Here is a 15,813-nt window from a genome sequence, read left to right as displayed (position 1 = left end):
ATGACCATTCGGTCGCTGGACGACGCGCTCGGTGCGGTCACCGAACTCGCGCCCATTGCGCGGCAGTACAGCCAGAAAGCCGAGGACGCCCGCGATCTTCCGGCCGAGGTGGTCGACGCCATCACGGCCGCGGGCCTGTGGGGCGTGTTCACCCCGACCGGCGTCGGCGGCAGCGGTCTGATCGGGGTCGACGAGGCGTTCGAGATCATCCGAGCGGTCGCGTACGCGGACACCAGCACGGCGTGGAGCCTGTTCATCTGCGCGACGACACCGGCCATCCTGGCATCGAAGTTGCCCGCGGACGGCATTGCCGAGGTGCTGGCCGACGGGATCGGTCCGATGTCGCTCGTTTTCGGCCCGAACGGTCGCAGCAGTCCCGCCGAGGGCGGGGTGCGGGTGACCGGACGGTGGGCCTTCGCCAGCGGAATCGGTTACGCCGGTTGGGTTATGGCGAACACGGTGCTGCTCGACGAAGACGGCGCGCCGAAACCGGGCCCCGGTGGGCCGCCCGAACTCGTCTCGGTCGTGGTGCCCGCCGAGCAGGTGAGCATCATCGACGACTGGCATGTGGCGGGCCTACGCGGCACGGGCTCAATGAGTTTCGCGCTCGACGACGTCTATGTGCCCGCGCGCCGTACCTTTCCGTTCTTCGCGCCGAGTCATCTCGTGGAGCCGAAGTATCGGCTCCCGTTGTTCAGTCTGCTCGCGCCCGGGTTCGCCGCTGTCGCGGTCGGCGCGGCCGAGCACGCCCTCGACGAGGTCCTTGCCGTGCTGCCGACTCGCGTCGGACCGCCCACGTTCCAGCCCGCGTCCGAAGACCCGGTCATCCAGCGAACGGTCGGACGCGCACAGGCCGCGATCCGCGCCGCGCGCGAGTCGACGCGGGCCGTGTTCGACACCTACGTCGACCGGCGGCTGCGCGGCGAGGACCTGAGCCGGTTACCCGTGGCCGAGCGGTGCGAACTGCACCAGCAAGCCGTGTGGGCCGCCGACACCTGCCGCGACACCGTCGACGAACTCTTCCGAATCGCCGGTGCGAGCGCGATCTACGAATCGAGCCCGATCCAGCGGATCTGGCGCGATATCACCGTGCTCAACCAGCACCTGTATCTGCGCGACGTCCAGCACGAGCACGCGGGCAAGATCGCCCTCGGTATCGAGGTGGTGAGCCCGACGATCTGAGGTGTCAGAGCGTGCCTTGGCGCGCTGATCGCCACAGATCGACTTCACCGTCGTCGTCGAGGAGACGGTCGATGTCGGCGAGTTCGTCGGTGCTGAACTCGAGGGTGCCCAGCGCCGCGACGTTCTGCTCGAGCTGCTCGGTGGTGGACGCGCCGATCACCAGCGAGGTCACCCGCTCGTCGCGCAGCGCCCAGGCCAGCGCCAGCTGGGCCAGCGTCTGCCCGCGCTTGTCGGCGATGGCGTTCAGCTTGCGCAGGCGCTCGATCATCTCGGGGGTGAGCAGCTCGTTCTGGAACGACTTATCTTGCGCGGCACGTGATTCCGGCGGAATGCCGTCGAGGTACTTCGAGGTGAGCATGCCTTGCGCGAGCGCGGTGAACCCGATGACGCCGAAACCTGCCTCGGCGGCGGCGTCGAGCAGGCCCTCGGTCTCGATCCAGCGGTTGAGCATCGAGTAGGACGGCTGGTGGATGAGCAGCGGGGTGCCGAGGTCGCGCAATAGTTTCGCCATCGTCAGCGCGTCCGGTGCGGTGTACGAGGAAATCCCCGCGTACAGCGCTTTGCCTTGGCGGACAGCGGTATTCAGCGCCGCCGCGGTTTCCTCCAGCGGTGTCGCCGGATCGAACCGGTGCGAGTAGAAGATGTCGACGTAGTCGAGTCCGAGCCGGGTCAGCGACTGGTCCAGGGAGGCGAGCACGTACTTGCGCGAGCCGCCGCCCTGTCCGTACGGCCCGGGCCACATGTCCCAGCCGGCCTTGGTGGAGATGACGAGCTCGTCGCGGTACGCCGCGAGATCCTCGCGCAGGATGCGCCCGGCATTGATCTCCGCCGACCCGTACGGCGGGCCGTAGTTGTTCGCCAGGTCGAAATGCGTGATGCCCAGATCGAAGGCGCGCAAGGCGATTTCGCGCTGGATGAGGTAAGGGCGATCGTCGCCGAAGTTGTGCCAGAAGCCGAGTGAGAGCAGCGGCAGGTCGAGGCCGGATCGGCCCGAGCGGCGGTAGCTCATCGTGCCCTCGTACCTGGTCGGTTCCGGAACGTATGTCATGCGGACCTCCTCGTCCTCGCGAAATCGGTTGTACGGATAGTTAATTCGAGCGGGGCGCGAGCAGATCCGCGACGAGAGTGTCCACCAGTCCGCGGGGGATGGGTGAACCCGTCAGTGCGCGATAGACGATCGGGCCGACGAGCGCGTCGATGGTGGCGTCGGGGCTCAGTCTCGGCGAGATCGCACCGGCGTCGATGGCGCGCACGAGCAGATCGCGTTCCAGCACGCGGCGTGGACCGAGGTATCGCTCGTGAAAACTCTTGGCGGTGCCGGGATCATGCTGCGCCTGGGCGATGAGCGCGAGCATGACCTTGCCCGCGGGGTCGCGGCTGACGAATCGCGCGAAGGCGCGGAGATAGTCCCGGATGCTTTCCGCTGTCGGCGTTTCCGTCGGGACGGCCAGGCGTTTGCCGGTGTCCTCGATGAGCGTGTCGAGCAGGATCTCGACCTTCGAGGGCCACCAGCGGTAGATCGTCTGCTTGGCGACGCCGGCCCGCCGCGCGATGGCTTCGACGGTGAGCGCGGCGAAGCCGTGTTCGACGAGCAGATCGTCCGCGGCGTGCAGCACCGCCAGACGGGCGGCCTCGTCGCGCCGGGGACCGGAGCGCGGCCGTTGCGACGGAGTGCTCGTTGCTGGCATGCGAAACACAATACCCATCGGTTGTGGTTGTGCGATAGTCTAGACGCGACGTCTAGTCTAGAAATGTTTCCGCACTTAGAAGGAGTTTTTGTGTCAAACACGTCGTACCGCCGCGCCCTCGTCATCGGAGCGTCCCGTGGGCTGGGGCTCGTCCTCGCCAACGAACTAGCCGGACGCGGTTGGCATGTCGTCGCTACGGCACGCCAGGGCGGCGGCGAGCTGCACGCCGATGCTGACGCCTCGAACGGGCGGCTTCGGGTCGAGTCGCTGGAGATGACCAGCGTCGAAGAGGTGGCCGCGCTGCGCGAGCGTCTGGCGGGCACTCGACTCGATCTGCTCTTCGTCAACGCCGCCATCGATCGCGGCGATCTGCCGATCGGCGCGGTGCCGACCGACATGTTCACCGAGGTGATGATCACCAACGCGCTGAGTCCGCTGCGCACCGTCGAGGCCCTGCGTGATCTCGTCGCGCCCGGCGGCACCGTCGCGGTCATGTCCTCTGAGCAGGGCAGCATTTCGCAGAACACCGAGGAAGGATATGAGCTCTACAAGGCGAGCAAGGCCGCGCTCAACCAGCTGATGCGCAGTTACGCCACCCGCAACGCCGACGACGGGCAGACCAAGCTGCTCATCGATCCCGGCCACAACCAAACCCAGCTCGGCGGACCCGACGCGCCGCTCAGTCCCAAGGAGAGCATTCCGCTCGTCGTCGATGTACTGGAAGCTCAGGCGGGCGCACCCGGCCTGCAATTCCTGAATCGCCACGGCGAGATCGTCCCCTGGTAATGCCCGCGCTCAGCTGAGGGTTCATTCCCCAGTTATTCCTCAGTCGAGATGGCTGCTCAAATGTGGTTCCTTGGTTAGGAATTCGAGAGACCGAAGATCGGCACGCGCCGTCCGGATCGAATTCGCGAACCACTCGAGGAGCTCCGTCATGCCCTTGTTACGACGCATGTTCGCAATCATGCTCGGCGCGTTCATTATTGCCGCGATGTCGGTCGGTGTCGGCTCGGCCGCGCCGACCGAGGAACGGGAAGTGTTCTCGCCGGACGGCACGATCAGCCGGGTTGTCACGCCCGTCCCCGACGCGTCGCCCGCACCGCGGTCCGCGGTGCAGGCGGACGTGATCGCGATCCAGCAGACCGGGCCGTCCAGCCAGCGCTTTGATCTGGTGTTCGTCGGCGACGGGTACACGTCGAGTCAGCTGGGCACCTACAAGCAGCACGCGATCAACCGGTGGAACGAGATCACCCAGGTCGAGCCGTTCAAGACGTACAAGAACTCGTTCAACGTCTGGGCGGTCAACGTGGTGTCCCAGGAATCCGGCGTCGACAACGATCCGCGCGGCACTATGCGAAACACCGCGCTGGACATGACGTTCTGGTGCGGCGGCACCGAACGTCTGCTGTGCGTCAACGAGACCAAGGCATTGCAGTACGCCCGGTTGGCGCCCGAGGCCGACCAGGTGATCGCGCTGGCCAACACCACGAAGTACGGCGGCGCGGGCGGCGGGGTCGCGACGTCGTCCGGCGGGAACGCCCAGGCGGGGCAGATCGTGCTGCACGAGCTCGGGCACTCGGTGGGTGGCCTGGCCGACGAGTACGACTACCCCAACGATCGCTACACCGGGCGTGAGCCGCGCGAGGCGAACGCCTCGGTCTACACCAGCGCGCAGATGCGGCAGAACCACACCAAATGGTACCAGTACCTGGGCAAACAGTCCCCGGACGGCGGTGTCGTCGGCACCTATGAAGGCGCGGTCTACTACAAGCGCGGCGTGTACCGGCCCACCGAGAACTCGCTGATGCGTTCACTCGGCCGTGAGTTCAACCTGATCGGGTTGGACGCGATGAAGACCGCCATCGAGCGGAAGAGCCCGCCGAGCCGACCCTGATCCCGCACCGGCAATTCCCCTGAGCAGCAGTTATTTCGAGTCTCACACGGGAGTGCCTCGTGCTGAGCGGTGACAAGGAGAAGGCAATGGCATCCAGACAGCATCAACACAGACGCGATCGGCGCGGGCCGCGCACCCGCGTGGTCCGGGCCGTCGGCTGGACGGTGTCGACCCTGCGGCGGCTACCGCGGCTAGCCCTGGTGGCGGTCGCCGCGGCGCTACTGCTCTCCGGCGCGCCCGCGATGGCCGAACCGCAGCCCGGACCCAGCTTCTCCGGCGGCGAGGCGCAGCCGACGTTCAACCCGGCCGCGCCTGTCCGCCAAGACCTTTGGGTGCGCGCACCGGTGGACAGCGACGCCGACGGCAAAGACGACGAGGTGCACGTCCAGGTGGTCCGCCCGGCCGGTGCCACCGGCAAGCTGCCGGTGGTGTACCAGGCGAGCCCGTACTTCTCCGGCGGCAACGACGTCACCAATCATGGTGTGGACGTTGAGCTCTACGTGCCGGACGGCGCGGACGCGCGGCTGGCCCCGGCGCCCGGTGAACTGCGCGCGCGGGTAGCCGAGGACCTGCGGGTCGCGGGCATCACCCTCGACAAGGGCCAAATCACCTGGCAGTACGAGGATTACTTTCTGGCCCGCGGTTTCGCCGTGATGTACGGCGAGTCGCTCGGCACCGGCACCTCGACCGGCTGCCCGACCTCGGGCGGTCGCAACGAGACCATCGGCGCGCGGGCCCCGATCGACTGGCTCAACGGCCGGGCGAAAGCCCGTGACGCGCAAGGCAAGAACGTCGTGGCCAGCTGGGCCAGCGGCAAGGTCGGCATGATGGGCGTGTCCTACAACGGAACCCTGCCCAATGCCGTCGCCTCCACCGGTGTGCCCGGACTGGAAGCCATCGTGCCCATCGCCGCGATCAGCAACTGGTACGACTACTACCGGGCGGGCGGCGCGGTGGTCGCGCCGGGCACCTATCAGGGCGAGGACACCGACGTGCTGGCCAAGTACGTCTACACCAGGGCCGATCGGAACATCTGCACGCCGGTCATCGACAAGGTGGAGCAGGACCAGGACCGAGTGGACGGTAATTACACTGCTTTCTGGAACGAGCGAAACTACGTCAACGACGTGAGCAAGGTGCATGCGGCCGTGCTGGCCGTGCACGGTCTCAACGACTTCAACGTCAAGACCAAGAACGTCGCCCAGTGGTACGAGGCGCTGAAGAAAGCCGGTGTGCCGCACAAGATCTGGCTGCACCAGTCGGGCCACGCCGATCCGATCAGCTTGCGCAAGGACGAGTGGCTGCGCACGGTGAACCGGTGGTTCAGCAAGTATCTGCTCGGCCAGAACAACGGTATCGACAAGGAGCCCAAGGCCACCATCCAGCGCGAGGACAAGTCCTGGGTGAACGAGGCGGACTGGCCTGCCCCGGCCACCGCGGCAGCGACCGCGGTCTTCCAGCCCGGCGGCCGGAATATCGGTGGGCTTGCCACCAGCGGAGCGGGCCGGGTCACCGAATCCCTCGACGACGACGCGACCAAACTGGCCACCGATCTCGTCGCCGCGCCGAGCTCGCCGAACCGGCTGGCGTACTTCTCCAAGCCCACCACGACCGCCATGCGGATCAGTGGCGCGGTCGACGTCGCGCTGAAGGCCACCTTCCAGCGTCCGGCGGCGAATGTGACCGCGCTGCTGGTGGATCGGTCTCCTGACGGCAGTTCCCGGATCGTCACCAGGGGCTGGGTGGACCCGCAGAACCGCGACTCGCTCAGCAAGACCAGCCCGATCATCCCGGGCAAGGAGTACGCGATCAACCTGTCCATGATGCCGCACGACTACGTGCTGGTCCGCGGACACAAACTGGGCGTGGTGGTGCTCTCCAGCGACAACGAGTACACCCTCCGGCCCAAGCCGGGGCCAGGCTTCGGCGTGAACCTCGCCGAAACCAAGGTCTCGTTCCCGGTGGTCGGCGGCCAAGCCGCACTGAACGCCGCGATCGGCTGACCGACCCGAGATCCGGTCACGCCCGAAAACCGTTGGGCGTGACCGGATCCGCGACGTCTACTGCTTGGCCGCCAACACGATCAGATCGCTGACCACGCCGGGCATCGCGACGCTGACCGCGTGCGAGGCGGGGACCTCGACGGTGTGCGCGGACGCGCGCTCGGCCATGAACTGTTGCGCCGCGATCGGAATGTTCTTGTCCTCGGTGGTGAGCAGCGCGAAGGCGGGGATCGTTCGCCACGCCGCCGCCGTTGCCGGTTCCTGAAGCGCGGCGAGTGCGACGGGCCGCTGGGTGGCGGCCATCAGCTCGGCGGTGGCGACCGGGACATCGGCGGCGAACTGGGCGGGGAATTCACCTTGCCGGATATAGAGTTCCGTACCCGGATTGCCGTCCGGGAGCGGATAGTTCGCCGGACGGGTGGTCGGCCCGAGCGTGGAACCGGGGAACTTGTCGGTCAGTTCCAGCGCGCTTTCGCCCTCGGCGGGGATGAAGGCGGCGATGTAGACCAGCGCCTGCACCTTCGCCTTTGCCGCGGCGGCGACGGTGATGACGCTACCGCCGTAGGAATGGCCGACCAGGACGCACGGACCGTCGATGTCATCGAGGACCGAGCCGATGTACGCGGCATCGCTGGCCAGGCCGCGCAGCGGGTTTGCCGCGGCGACGACGGAATATCCTTGTGCGCGTAGCAATTCGATGACGCCGTTCCAGCTGGAGGAGTCGGCGAACGCGCCATGGACCAGCACGATGGTCGGCGCGGAGGTGTGTTCGGTACTCACGAATTGTTCCTTAGGGTCGGGGGGTTCGGGTCACGCGGGGTGCAAGGCGGACCGCAGCACCGCAACGGCTTGCGCGACAGCGGCTTTGGCGGGCTGGGTGTCGTGTATCGAATTGACCATGACGAAGTCGTGGATGATGCCCCCGTAGCGCGCCTGGATCACGGGAACGCCCGCGGTGCGCAGCTTGGCGGCGAATGCCTCACCCTCGTCCCGCAGTACGTCGTTCTCGGCCGTGATGACCAGCGCGGGCGGCAGTCCCGACAGCTGCTCGGTGGTGGCGCGCAGCGGCGACGCGGTGATCTGCGCGCGATCCTCCGCGCTGGTGGTGTACTGATCCCAGAACCACCGCATCCCTTCGCGAGTCAGGAAGTATCCTTCGGCGAACCGCTCGTACGAGCCGGTGTCGAAGTTGGCGTCGGTCACGGGGTAGAACAGCACCTGCTGCGCGAACGAGACGTCGCCGCGCTCCTTGGCCATCAGCGTGAGTGCGATGGCCATATTGCCGCCGACCGAATCGCCCGCCACCGCAATGCGTGCCGGGTCGAGTGCCTTCGCGGCACCATCGGTGCGCACCCACTGAGCGACGCGGTAGGACTGCTCGTTGGCCACCGGGAAACGCACGTCCGGCGAGCGGTCGTACTCGGGGAACACGACGGCCGCGTGCGCACCGACGGCGAGGTCGCGCACCAGGCGGTCATGGGTGTGCGCGTCGCCGAAAACCCAACCGGCACCGTGGGTGTAGACGATGACGGGCAGCGTCTCGGTGACCCCCTGCGGCTTGACGATCCTGGCCCGCACCGAGCCGGTCGGCCCGCCGTCGATGGTGATCCACTCTTCGTCGATCTCGGGCTTGAAGATCGGCGAGTCCTGCACCGAATCCACCGCTTTGCGGCCCTCTTCCGGCGTCAGCTGGTAGAGGAACGGTGGCTCGGAGGTCGCGTCGACGAACTCTTGCGCCGCCGGCTCCAGTGCGATTCCGTGCGGGTTTCCGGTCATCGGCGTTCCTTTCGGTAGGGGGTAGAGAGGAAGTGGTACAGCTCTTTTCGCGAGCTCAGGCCAGCTCGGCGAGTGCGTCGGTGATCACCGCGGCGACCTCGTCGGGGTGGGTCTGCATCACCAGGTGCGGAGCGTCGATCTCGACGACCGACCGCAGCTTCGCGCGCTGGTAGCCGAACCGTTCGACGTCGGGGTTGATGGTGCGATCCGCACTGGACACGATTCCCCAGCCCGGCTTGGTCTGCCAGGCCGCGGCCGTGGCGGGCTCGCCGAACGCGATGGCCGACAGCGGTCGCTGGGAGACCGCGAGCACCTGTGCCCGCGTCAAGTCGAGACCCGCGGCGAACACCTCGGGAAAGGCGGCGACGTCGACCGAGACGTCGGTCCCCGGCTCGCCGCCCGCGATCGGGTACGGCGTGTAGACGAGGTTGGCGGCCAGCGCGGAGTCCGGGAAACCACCCTGCAGTTGACCAAGACTCTCGCCGACCGCCAGCACATAGCCCGAGACGAAGACCAGCCCGACGACATTGTCGGCTACCCCGGCGACCGTGATGACCGCGCCGCCATAGGAGTGGCCCGCCAGCAGGACTGGCCCGTCGATCTGCTCGACGAAAGACCTGATGTACGCGGCGTCCGCGGCCAGGCTGCGGTTGGCGACCGGCGGTGCCAAGACCCGGTGCCCCTTCGCGAGTAGCCGCTCGGTGACCGGGCCCCAACTGGCGGCGTCGGCGAACGCGCCGTGCACAAGAACAATGGTTGTCGCGGAAGACATGGAGTTCCTTTCTCGATCCACCGGATCGATGGCGTTGTGCCACACTCAGTTTCCGGTGCGCAGCCCCTTTCGCGCCCCTCCGTACGGGCCGCGAAAGCCCCCGATCAGGACACGGCGGCGATCGGTTCGAGCGCGGCGACCGTCCCGGTGGAGCGAAAACGCTGCTGGTACTTGCGCGGTGAGATGCCGAGCCTGGCCACGAACGCGCGACGTAACGCCTCGCTGCTGCCGTATCCGGCGGTCATCGCGGCCTCGGTGACGCTGTGCCCCGCGTGCAGCAGGTCCCTGGCGACCCCGAAGCGGATGAAGGCGACGTATTCGGCCGGCGAGCGTTCGAGCTCGGCGCGGAAGAGTCGCGTCAGATGCCGGACGCTGACCATGGCATGCGCGGCCAACGTCTGGACGGTGTGCGGGAACGCCGGGTCCGCGCAGATCAGGTCGACCACCTTGCGAATCAGCGGGCTGCGGGGAACCGGTCCGCTCAGCGACGCCGAGAACTGTGATTGCCCGCCCGCGCGCTGCATGTAGACCACGAGCAACTGCGCGACTCGGCGGGCGGCGTCGGCGCCGTAGTCCTCCTCGACAAGTGCCAGCGCGAGATCCACGCCCGCCGCGACGCCTGCCGAGCTGTACAGGTTCGCGTCGCGCACAAAGATCGCGTCCGGGTCGACCAGCACCGCCGGGTACCGCCGCGCGAGTTCGGCGGCGAACTTCCAGTGCGTGGTCGCGCGTCTGCCGTCGAAGAGACCGAGCTCGGCGAGGACGAAGGCGCCGCTGCAGATCGAGGCCAGCCTGCGGGTGTTCCAGGACAGGTGTCTGGCCGCGGCGATCAGCTCGGGGGTGACGAACTTCGCGGGCGGTAGCTCGCTGCCCGGCAGCACGACGGTGTCGAAGCGGCCCGCGTCGGCGGCCGCGGCGGCCACCTCGATCCGCGCGCCGATCGAGGTCTGTACGGCCTGGCCGTCGGCCGAGACCAGCATTACCTCATAGCCGGGCACGGTCTGGTTCGCCTCCACGAAAACCTCGGCCGGGCCGACGAAGTCGAGCATCTTGACGCCGTCGAAGACCAGAATGCCGACCCGTCGGCGGGGCGGCTCTGTGGAGTTGGGGGCCATGTCAACCATTGTTATGGAGGAGTGCCTCCATAACAAGTGATGTGGGCGATCTCGCACATCGATTGGTACGGTGAGCAGATGGGACGGCCACGACAGTTCGACGAATCGGGGCTGCTCGACGCCGCTACCGAACTGTTCTGGTCGCAGGGTTTCGATGACACGTCCGTCGAGGACGTCTCGCGGGCGACCGGCGTCGGCAATGGCAGCGTCTACGCCGCCTACGGGAACAAGCAGGGGCTGTTCCTCGCGGTATTCGAACGCTACTGCGAGCGTCGGGCGCGTTTCGTTCGTGAGGTCGTCGACTCCGCGCCGGGGTCGGCGCGTGCTGCCGTGCGCGCGCTCTTTCAGGCGATCATCGATGACTGTGCCGCGCAACCGAATCGGCGCGGCTGTCTGATGATCAACAGCATCGCGCAACTGGGTGCCAGGATGCCCGAAGTGGTCAGCATCGGTTCCAGGACCACGGCGGCGATGGAGCAGGGCGTGGCCGAACGGCTGTATCCCGCGGCGTGTCTCGGCGGCAAGGTCGACGAGGGCGTACTGTCGGCGCACAGCGCCAACATCGTGGTGGTGGCGCAGGGGCTGATCCAATTGAGCCGCTTGGGTATTGAGCGGACCCGTTTGGCGGAGATCGCCGACATCTCGAGTCAGGCGCTACCGTCGGCCTGGGCCGATCGAGTCGCCAGCTGAGCACGGCCCAACCACGCCGACGATCCGGTCATAGCCGTCGGGCGTGACCAGATCGCCGGGACAGACCCGTTTACAGTTCTTTGGCCGCCTCGGCCAGCAGGATGCGGGACCGCTCCGGCGTTGCGGCCTGCACGGCGACCTTGTCCATCACCTCACGGTAGGTCTGCAGGTCTTCCTTGCGGTCGAGGTAGAGCGCACTGGTCAGCTGTTCGAGGTAGACGATGTCGGGCAGTTCGCGTTCGGCGAAGCGGAGCATGGTGAACGAGCTGCCTGCCGCGGCGTGGCCGCCCGCGTCGTACGGCAGCACCTGGATGGTCACGCCGGACTTCTGTGACATCTCGACCAGATGCTCGATCTGCTCGCGCAGCACCTGCTTCCCGCCGATCGGGCGGTGCAGCACCGCCTCGTCCAGCACCGCCCATAACCTGGGCCCGTCGCTGATGTCGAGGATCTGCTGACGCTTGGTGCGCAGCTCGACCCGCCGGGCCGCCTCGGCGTTCTGGTGGCCGACCTCGATGAGCGCGTGGGTGTAGTCCTCGGTCTGCAGCAGGCCTGGAACCAGTTGACCCTCAAACGTTCTGATCGTCTGCGCGGCGCCCTCGAGACCGAGATAGGTCTCGAACCAGGGTGGCAGCAGATCGTTGTAGCGGTGCCACCAGCCCGGCTGGTTGGCCTTGCGGGCCAGGTCGAGGAACATCTCGCGCTGATCGGTCTCGGTGACGCCGTAGAGGGTGAGCAGATCGAGGATGTCGCGATCCTTGTAACCGGTGCGGCCGAGTTCGAGCCTGCTGATCTTGGCGTGCGAACCACGGATGTGGTTGCCCGCCTCGACCGGCGTGATGCGTTTGAGCTCGCGCAACTTGCGGAGCTGACCACCGACCGCGATGCGCAACGCAGTCGGGCCGCGCTCCGCGACCCGCGAGTCGATACCCCTGATCCGGACCGGTTCCGTGACCATGACCTCTACTCCGCTTCTCGAAGACCGCCTGCGGTATCGCGCCCGTCGCTGTGACGAACCACACCGCGCCTCCCACGATGGTATCGCTCGATGGCCCCAGATCAACCGAACTTGCACCTGAGTATGCAGATGTAACTCTCGTCTTCGCCGGGGTGTCGGTCGGCGACGGTTCGGTGCCGGTCGCGCCCGACTGTCCCGCATCGATGAAACACGGAGCGCGCGAACGGAATTCGGTCAACGAAACGGAGGAAAGTTTCCGATTGCGTCGAACCGAACTGGACGTACGCTATTTCCACCCGAGTAGACCGATGGTCGGACGTGTCGCGCGTGTGTCGCCGTTCCCAGGCTGAGAAGTCCATGCGACCGGGTCGTGGCGGCTCGGCGAGGTCCGCCGGATGGTTGCCGGCGGCGCCGCCTCCATCATCCGATCCCGGCGCGGTCCACTCGGATACCCAGTCCCGGGTCGCACGAAGATTTAGCCCGGTGTTTGTTCGGCATATGCCACTTGTCGCCGATACTTGAATCAGCAAGAGGGAATACATAACTCGATCCATGGCGCGCAGCAGGGCGGGTGCGCGGAGCTATTCGGAAGGGATTTGTTCTTGATGCGAGGTAAAGCTGTATTGGTCGGCCTGTGTGCGGCCGCCGCGATCGTGCTTTCGGTGCCACCCACCGCCAACGCGTGGGGGCCGCAGGGGCACAACACCACCGGTGCCATCGCCGACCTGCGGCTGAGTGCACCGGCCCGGGGCGAGGTGGCTCGTCTGCTGTCCGGCGAACCGAACCCGACGCTGGCCGGTGTGTCCAACTGGGCCGACGAGGTGCGCAACAACGATCCGGAGCTGGGGAAGATCTCGGCACCGTGGCATTACGTCAACATCGCCGAGAACGGTTGCGTCTACGACCCCGCGGTGAACGGCAACGATGGCCAGAACGTCATCGAGGCGCTGCGGCGGCAGACGGCGATCCTCGCCGACCGGTCCCGGGCGGACGCCGACCGCCGCCAGGCCCTGAAGTTCATCGTCCACTTCGTCGGCGACATCAACCAGCCGATGCACGCCGGGTACGCGCGCGACCGAGGCGGCAACGAGATCAAGGTCCAGTACCTGGGCCGCAGCACCAACCTGCACTCGGTGTGGGACAGCCGAATGCTCGATACCCGCCACGCCACCGATGCCGACGAGGTGCAGCGACTACTCGCGTTGCCCGCTCCCAACCTGCCGTCGGCGCAGCCGGATAGCGATCCGATCCGATGGGCGCAGGACAGCTGCCGGATCGTCGAAACTCCGGGCGTCTACCCGGACTCGGCCACCATCGGCGACGAGTACACCCGAAAGTTCCTGCCGGTAGCCGAAACTCAGCTGCGCCTCGCGGGGGAGTTGCTTGGTCAGCTGCTCAACGCGGTGCTCGGCACGCCGAGCGGATCTGCCACCGGGTAACCGCTGCTCAGAATTGGTCAGCGAGAACGGGTCCCGTGTACAGCAGCGCGTTGTCGCGGTCGTACACCCGGGCGGAGAAACGATCCAATGTCTCGTAAATCTCGCCGCGTTCGTCGCTCTCGAACACGAACGGCACCTCGTCCTCGGGCGCCGCGTACGCCCTGCGCAGCTGGCTGAGCCTGCGTTCGCTCGGCAGATCGATGGTCACGGCGTAGGTGTGCGCCACCACATCGGCCGCGAAGACCGTGCCGTTCTCGCTGATCACTTCTAGTCTCTCGGCCTCTGGAGCGAGCACGCCGCAGAGTCCCGACTCGATCACCGTGTTGACGGTGAAGGGGCGGTCGGCGAAGTCACCGCCGAGCCCACCGCCGGCGAAGGAGTCGAGGTGACCTTCTTCGAAGATGAGCACGGCTCCGTCGCCGGAGTCGTGGTAGGCCAGCAGGATCGAGTTGGCGACGGCGGTGTGCGCGCCGACGCGGGCGCCGGGATGCCAGCCGGCGTGCGAAATCGCCTGTACCGGCAGGCCGTTCGCCTCAGCCATCTGGTATGCCTCGGCGAGGGCGCGGATCTCCGCCGTCCAGTCCGCGCGCGGCTCGTGGGTGGTCTGCCGATCTCGTGCGGCGCGAAAGGCGTCGGTGAAGGCCTGTAGCTCCGCCATCATCAGCACGTCCTGGCCGGCCTCGATGACCAGGTCGGCCTCGTCGAGGTCTAGCTCGAGCTCCTTGGTCAACCGCGCCAATTCGGCAGCCGCGGCAACGCGTTTGACCTCGGTGGCCAGATACATGTCGGCTGTGGCATGCAGCCGAATCATGATCTCCCGGAATTGTTCCTTCGCTTCGAGCCGCACTTCGCTTGATCTGGTCACAACGCTTCGGCTTCCTTCGCCACTCGACAAACCGACCTCGCCAGCCTGGCACGCGCACCTGCCGAACGCCGCTCCGTTACATAACCTCGCCGTCAGCGAGCCATCATTTCCCTGAGCCGCAACCGAATTCACGCAGGGTGCGGGCCGGTATCCGAGGCGAGCACGGCCAATTGGCGCAGCCGCTCGAGGTAGCGGAGTTCCGCTTCTTCGGTGATGAGCGGCAAGACTTGGTCGAGTTCCGCGAGACGCTTACGCAGCGTGCCGATGCGTGCGGTATCGAGGGAACCGCCGTTGTCATGCCAGACGGATACACAGCCTGCGATGGCCGCGTCGAGCAGCGCCATCTCGACACCCGCCGACCGCACACTGTGCAGCCGGGCAGGAAAGGGCGTGCGCATGTGTTCCTGCCATAGACGGCCCATGACAGCTAGCTGCTCACTCATGTGGCTCATTCTCGTTGGTCGAATGCGTTGCCGCACAACATATCAGAGCCGGGTACCGTTATCCAGGGTGCGGTCCGATATGCGCGTATTCGCTCAGCGCTGGATCAGCTGCCAGAGGTGGCAGCCGATCTCCAGTAAACCCGCCACGGCGGCGCCGGTGATCAGCCCGCTGGCCGCCATGCGCAGCAGGCGCCGAGAGCGTCCGTCGCGCTGATTTCGCCGTCGTTGCGAGAATGGATCGATCATCAGGACCGATCCTGCGATACGGCCATGTCGATGAATGTCTCGAAGCGGGCCGTGCTGCGCGTGAAATCAGCTTTCACTGTCGGCCATTGGGTTTCGGTGGCGGTCTTCGCGTGCTGGAGTAGATATCCGCCGCTGTCGGTGCCCGGGTCGATGAGATAATAATCGATCCAGCAGCACAATTGATGGTGTTCGTGGGGGTAGGTACCGAAATACGTCGTTCGCCGCACCTGATCGGATATTGGAGCGAGTGGCTCGTGCGCGACGTCGATACTGCCCAAGTTCGCCAAGTCGGCGGCCGTGTTCAGGATTTCTTCGGTACCGGTGAGGTAGTCGAACACGAATGCGGTCTGGACCGAGTTGGCGGCGAAATCATCGTCGAGCGACGGCAGGTGCACCTCGCAGCTGAGCACGCCGGGGGCCTCGGCATATGCGCTCACGGTCGACCATCCTGCCAACGGTTCCGCCTGGCCGACGAGGGCGGCGAGGCGGCCCGGCGGCGGTGCGAGCCGGAACCCCGCACCGGCCGCGGCGAGTCGAGTCAGCAGTGGTGCCTCGGCGGTGTCGGTCATGGTCCTCACTTTCACAACACGCAGGGGGCGAAGTGTTCGATCACCGCGAAAACGATCAGGAATCCGGCGGCGGCGGACAATCCGTAGACAACGGTGTCCAACCGATAGCTCAGGTAGTCCGTATCGAGTTTCAGGTTCCGGAACCTGAATGGTTTGCCGTGTCGGCTCATCGC

General features: G+C 66.6%; 18 protein-coding genes. 6 read left to right on the top strand and 12 right to left on the bottom strand.

Annotated features, from left to right (window positions below):
* Positions 1–1,182 (top strand): acyl-CoA dehydrogenase family protein, encoded by a 1,182-nt coding sequence (locus tag ACIBCN_RS24070; protein WP_396993862.1) that lies wholly within the window; start codon positions 1–3, stop codon positions 1,180–1,182.
* Positions 1,183–1,186: 4 nt separating this feature from the next.
* Here ACIBCN_RS24070 and mgrA read toward each other — a convergent pair whose 3' ends face one another.
* A complete protein-coding gene (mgrA, locus tag ACIBCN_RS24065) occupies positions 1,187–2,230 on the bottom strand; it encodes an L-glyceraldehyde 3-phosphate reductase (protein WP_396993861.1) in 1,044 nt (347 codons plus the stop codon).
* 40 nt (positions 2,231–2,270) lie between these two features.
* The gene (locus tag ACIBCN_RS24060) at positions 2,271–2,870 is read right to left on the bottom strand and encodes a TetR/AcrR family transcriptional regulator (protein WP_396993860.1); all 600 of its coding nucleotides are present in this window, start codon (positions 2,868–2,870) and stop codon (positions 2,271–2,273) included.
* Positions 2,871–2,960: 90 nt separating this feature from the next.
* Here ACIBCN_RS24060 and ACIBCN_RS24055 point away from each other — a divergent pair, with 90 nt between their 5' ends.
* The 3 genes from ACIBCN_RS24055 to ACIBCN_RS24045 all read left to right on the top strand — a co-directional run bounded on the left by ACIBCN_RS24055 (position 2,961) and on the right by ACIBCN_RS24045 (position 6,767).
* A complete protein-coding gene (locus ACIBCN_RS24055; protein ID WP_396993859.1) occupies positions 2,961–3,656 on the top strand; it encodes an SDR family NAD(P)-dependent oxidoreductase in 696 nt (231 codons plus the stop codon).
* A gap of 148 nt (positions 3,657–3,804) precedes the next feature.
* A complete protein-coding gene (locus ACIBCN_RS24050; RefSeq protein WP_396993858.1) occupies positions 3,805–4,764 on the top strand; it encodes a M64 family metallopeptidase in 960 nt (319 codons plus the stop codon).
* An 86-nt stretch (positions 4,765–4,850) separates the two neighbouring features.
* On the top strand, positions 4,851–6,767 hold the full coding sequence (locus tag ACIBCN_RS24045; protein ID WP_396993857.1) for a Xaa-Pro dipeptidyl-peptidase: 1,917 nt from the start codon (positions 4,851–4,853) through the stop codon (positions 6,765–6,767).
* Positions 6,768–6,824: 57 nt separating this feature from the next.
* Here ACIBCN_RS24045 and ACIBCN_RS24040 read toward each other — a convergent pair whose 3' ends face one another.
* The 4 genes from ACIBCN_RS24040 to ACIBCN_RS24025 all read right to left on the bottom strand — a co-directional run bounded on the left by ACIBCN_RS24040 (position 6,825) and on the right by ACIBCN_RS24025 (position 10,430).
* On the bottom strand, positions 6,825–7,547 hold the full coding sequence (locus ACIBCN_RS24040; RefSeq protein WP_396993856.1) for an alpha/beta hydrolase: 723 nt from the start codon (positions 7,545–7,547) through the stop codon (positions 6,825–6,827).
* A gap of 30 nt (positions 7,548–7,577) precedes the next feature.
* Positions 7,578–8,543, bottom strand: a complete 966-nt coding sequence (locus ACIBCN_RS24035) for an alpha/beta hydrolase (protein ID WP_396993855.1) — start codon at positions 8,541–8,543, stop codon at positions 7,578–7,580.
* Positions 8,544–8,598: 55 nt separating this feature from the next.
* Positions 8,599–9,315, bottom strand: a complete 717-nt coding sequence (locus ACIBCN_RS24030; protein WP_396993854.1) for an alpha/beta fold hydrolase — start codon at positions 9,313–9,315, stop codon at positions 8,599–8,601.
* A gap of 104 nt (positions 9,316–9,419) precedes the next feature.
* Entirely contained in the window at positions 9,420–10,430 is a 1,011-nt protein-coding gene (locus ACIBCN_RS24025) for a GlxA family transcriptional regulator (RefSeq protein WP_396993853.1), read from the bottom strand.
* A 78-nt stretch (positions 10,431–10,508) separates the two neighbouring features.
* Between ACIBCN_RS24025 and ACIBCN_RS24020 the strand changes: the two genes are divergently transcribed.
* Positions 10,509–11,120: a TetR/AcrR family transcriptional regulator gene (locus tag ACIBCN_RS24020; protein WP_396993852.1), complete on the top strand. Its 612-nt coding sequence runs from the start codon at positions 10,509–10,511 to the stop codon at positions 11,118–11,120.
* 70 nt (positions 11,121–11,190) lie between these two features.
* Here the strand turns inward: ACIBCN_RS24020 and ACIBCN_RS24015 are convergent, their stop codons facing one another.
* Positions 11,191–12,078 (bottom strand): helix-turn-helix domain-containing protein, encoded by an 888-nt coding sequence (locus ACIBCN_RS24015; protein WP_396993851.1) that lies wholly within the window; start codon positions 12,076–12,078, stop codon positions 11,191–11,193.
* Positions 12,079–12,683: 605 nt separating this feature from the next.
* Between ACIBCN_RS24015 and ACIBCN_RS24010 the strand changes: the two genes are divergently transcribed.
* On the top strand, positions 12,684–13,517 hold the full coding sequence (locus tag ACIBCN_RS24010; RefSeq protein ID WP_396993850.1) for a S1/P1 nuclease: 834 nt from the start codon (positions 12,684–12,686) through the stop codon (positions 13,515–13,517).
* A 7-nt stretch (positions 13,518–13,524) separates the two neighbouring features.
* On the opposite strand, the gene ACIBCN_RS24005 is transcribed toward ACIBCN_RS24010, so the two are convergent.
* The 5 genes from ACIBCN_RS24005 to ACIBCN_RS23985 all read right to left on the bottom strand — a co-directional run bounded on the left by ACIBCN_RS24005 (position 13,525) and on the right by ACIBCN_RS23985 (position 15,810).
* Complete coding sequence (locus ACIBCN_RS24005; RefSeq protein ID WP_396993849.1) at positions 13,525–14,382, bottom strand: hypothetical protein; 858 nt, start codon at positions 14,380–14,382, stop codon at positions 13,525–13,527.
* A gap of 128 nt (positions 14,383–14,510) precedes the next feature.
* Positions 14,511–14,825, bottom strand: coding sequence for a hypothetical protein (locus tag ACIBCN_RS24000; protein ID WP_396993848.1), 315 nt, complete (start codon positions 14,823–14,825; stop codon positions 14,511–14,513).
* Between the two features lie 93 nt (positions 14,826–14,918).
* Entirely contained in the window at positions 14,919–15,071 is a 153-nt protein-coding gene (locus ACIBCN_RS23995; protein ID WP_396993847.1) for a hypothetical protein, read from the bottom strand.
* Positions 15,071–15,640, bottom strand: coding sequence for a hypothetical protein (locus ACIBCN_RS23990; protein ID WP_396993846.1), 570 nt, complete (start codon positions 15,638–15,640; stop codon positions 15,071–15,073). Before ACIBCN_RS23990 ends, ACIBCN_RS23995 begins: the two co-directional genes overlap by 1 nt.
* 11 nt (positions 15,641–15,651) lie before the next feature.
* Positions 15,652–15,810, bottom strand: coding sequence for a hypothetical protein (locus ACIBCN_RS23985; RefSeq protein WP_396993845.1), 159 nt, complete (start codon positions 15,808–15,810; stop codon positions 15,652–15,654).
* Between the last annotated feature and the right edge of the window lie 3 nt (positions 15,811–15,813).

Source organism: Nocardia sp. NPDC051052, from assembly GCF_044456045.1.
In the GTDB taxonomy this organism is placed as follows: domain Bacteria; phylum Actinomycetota; class Actinomycetes; order Mycobacteriales; family Mycobacteriaceae; genus Nocardia.
The sequence above is the reverse complement of the archived record's forward strand: the minus strand, read 5'-3'. Positions and strand labels throughout refer to the sequence as shown.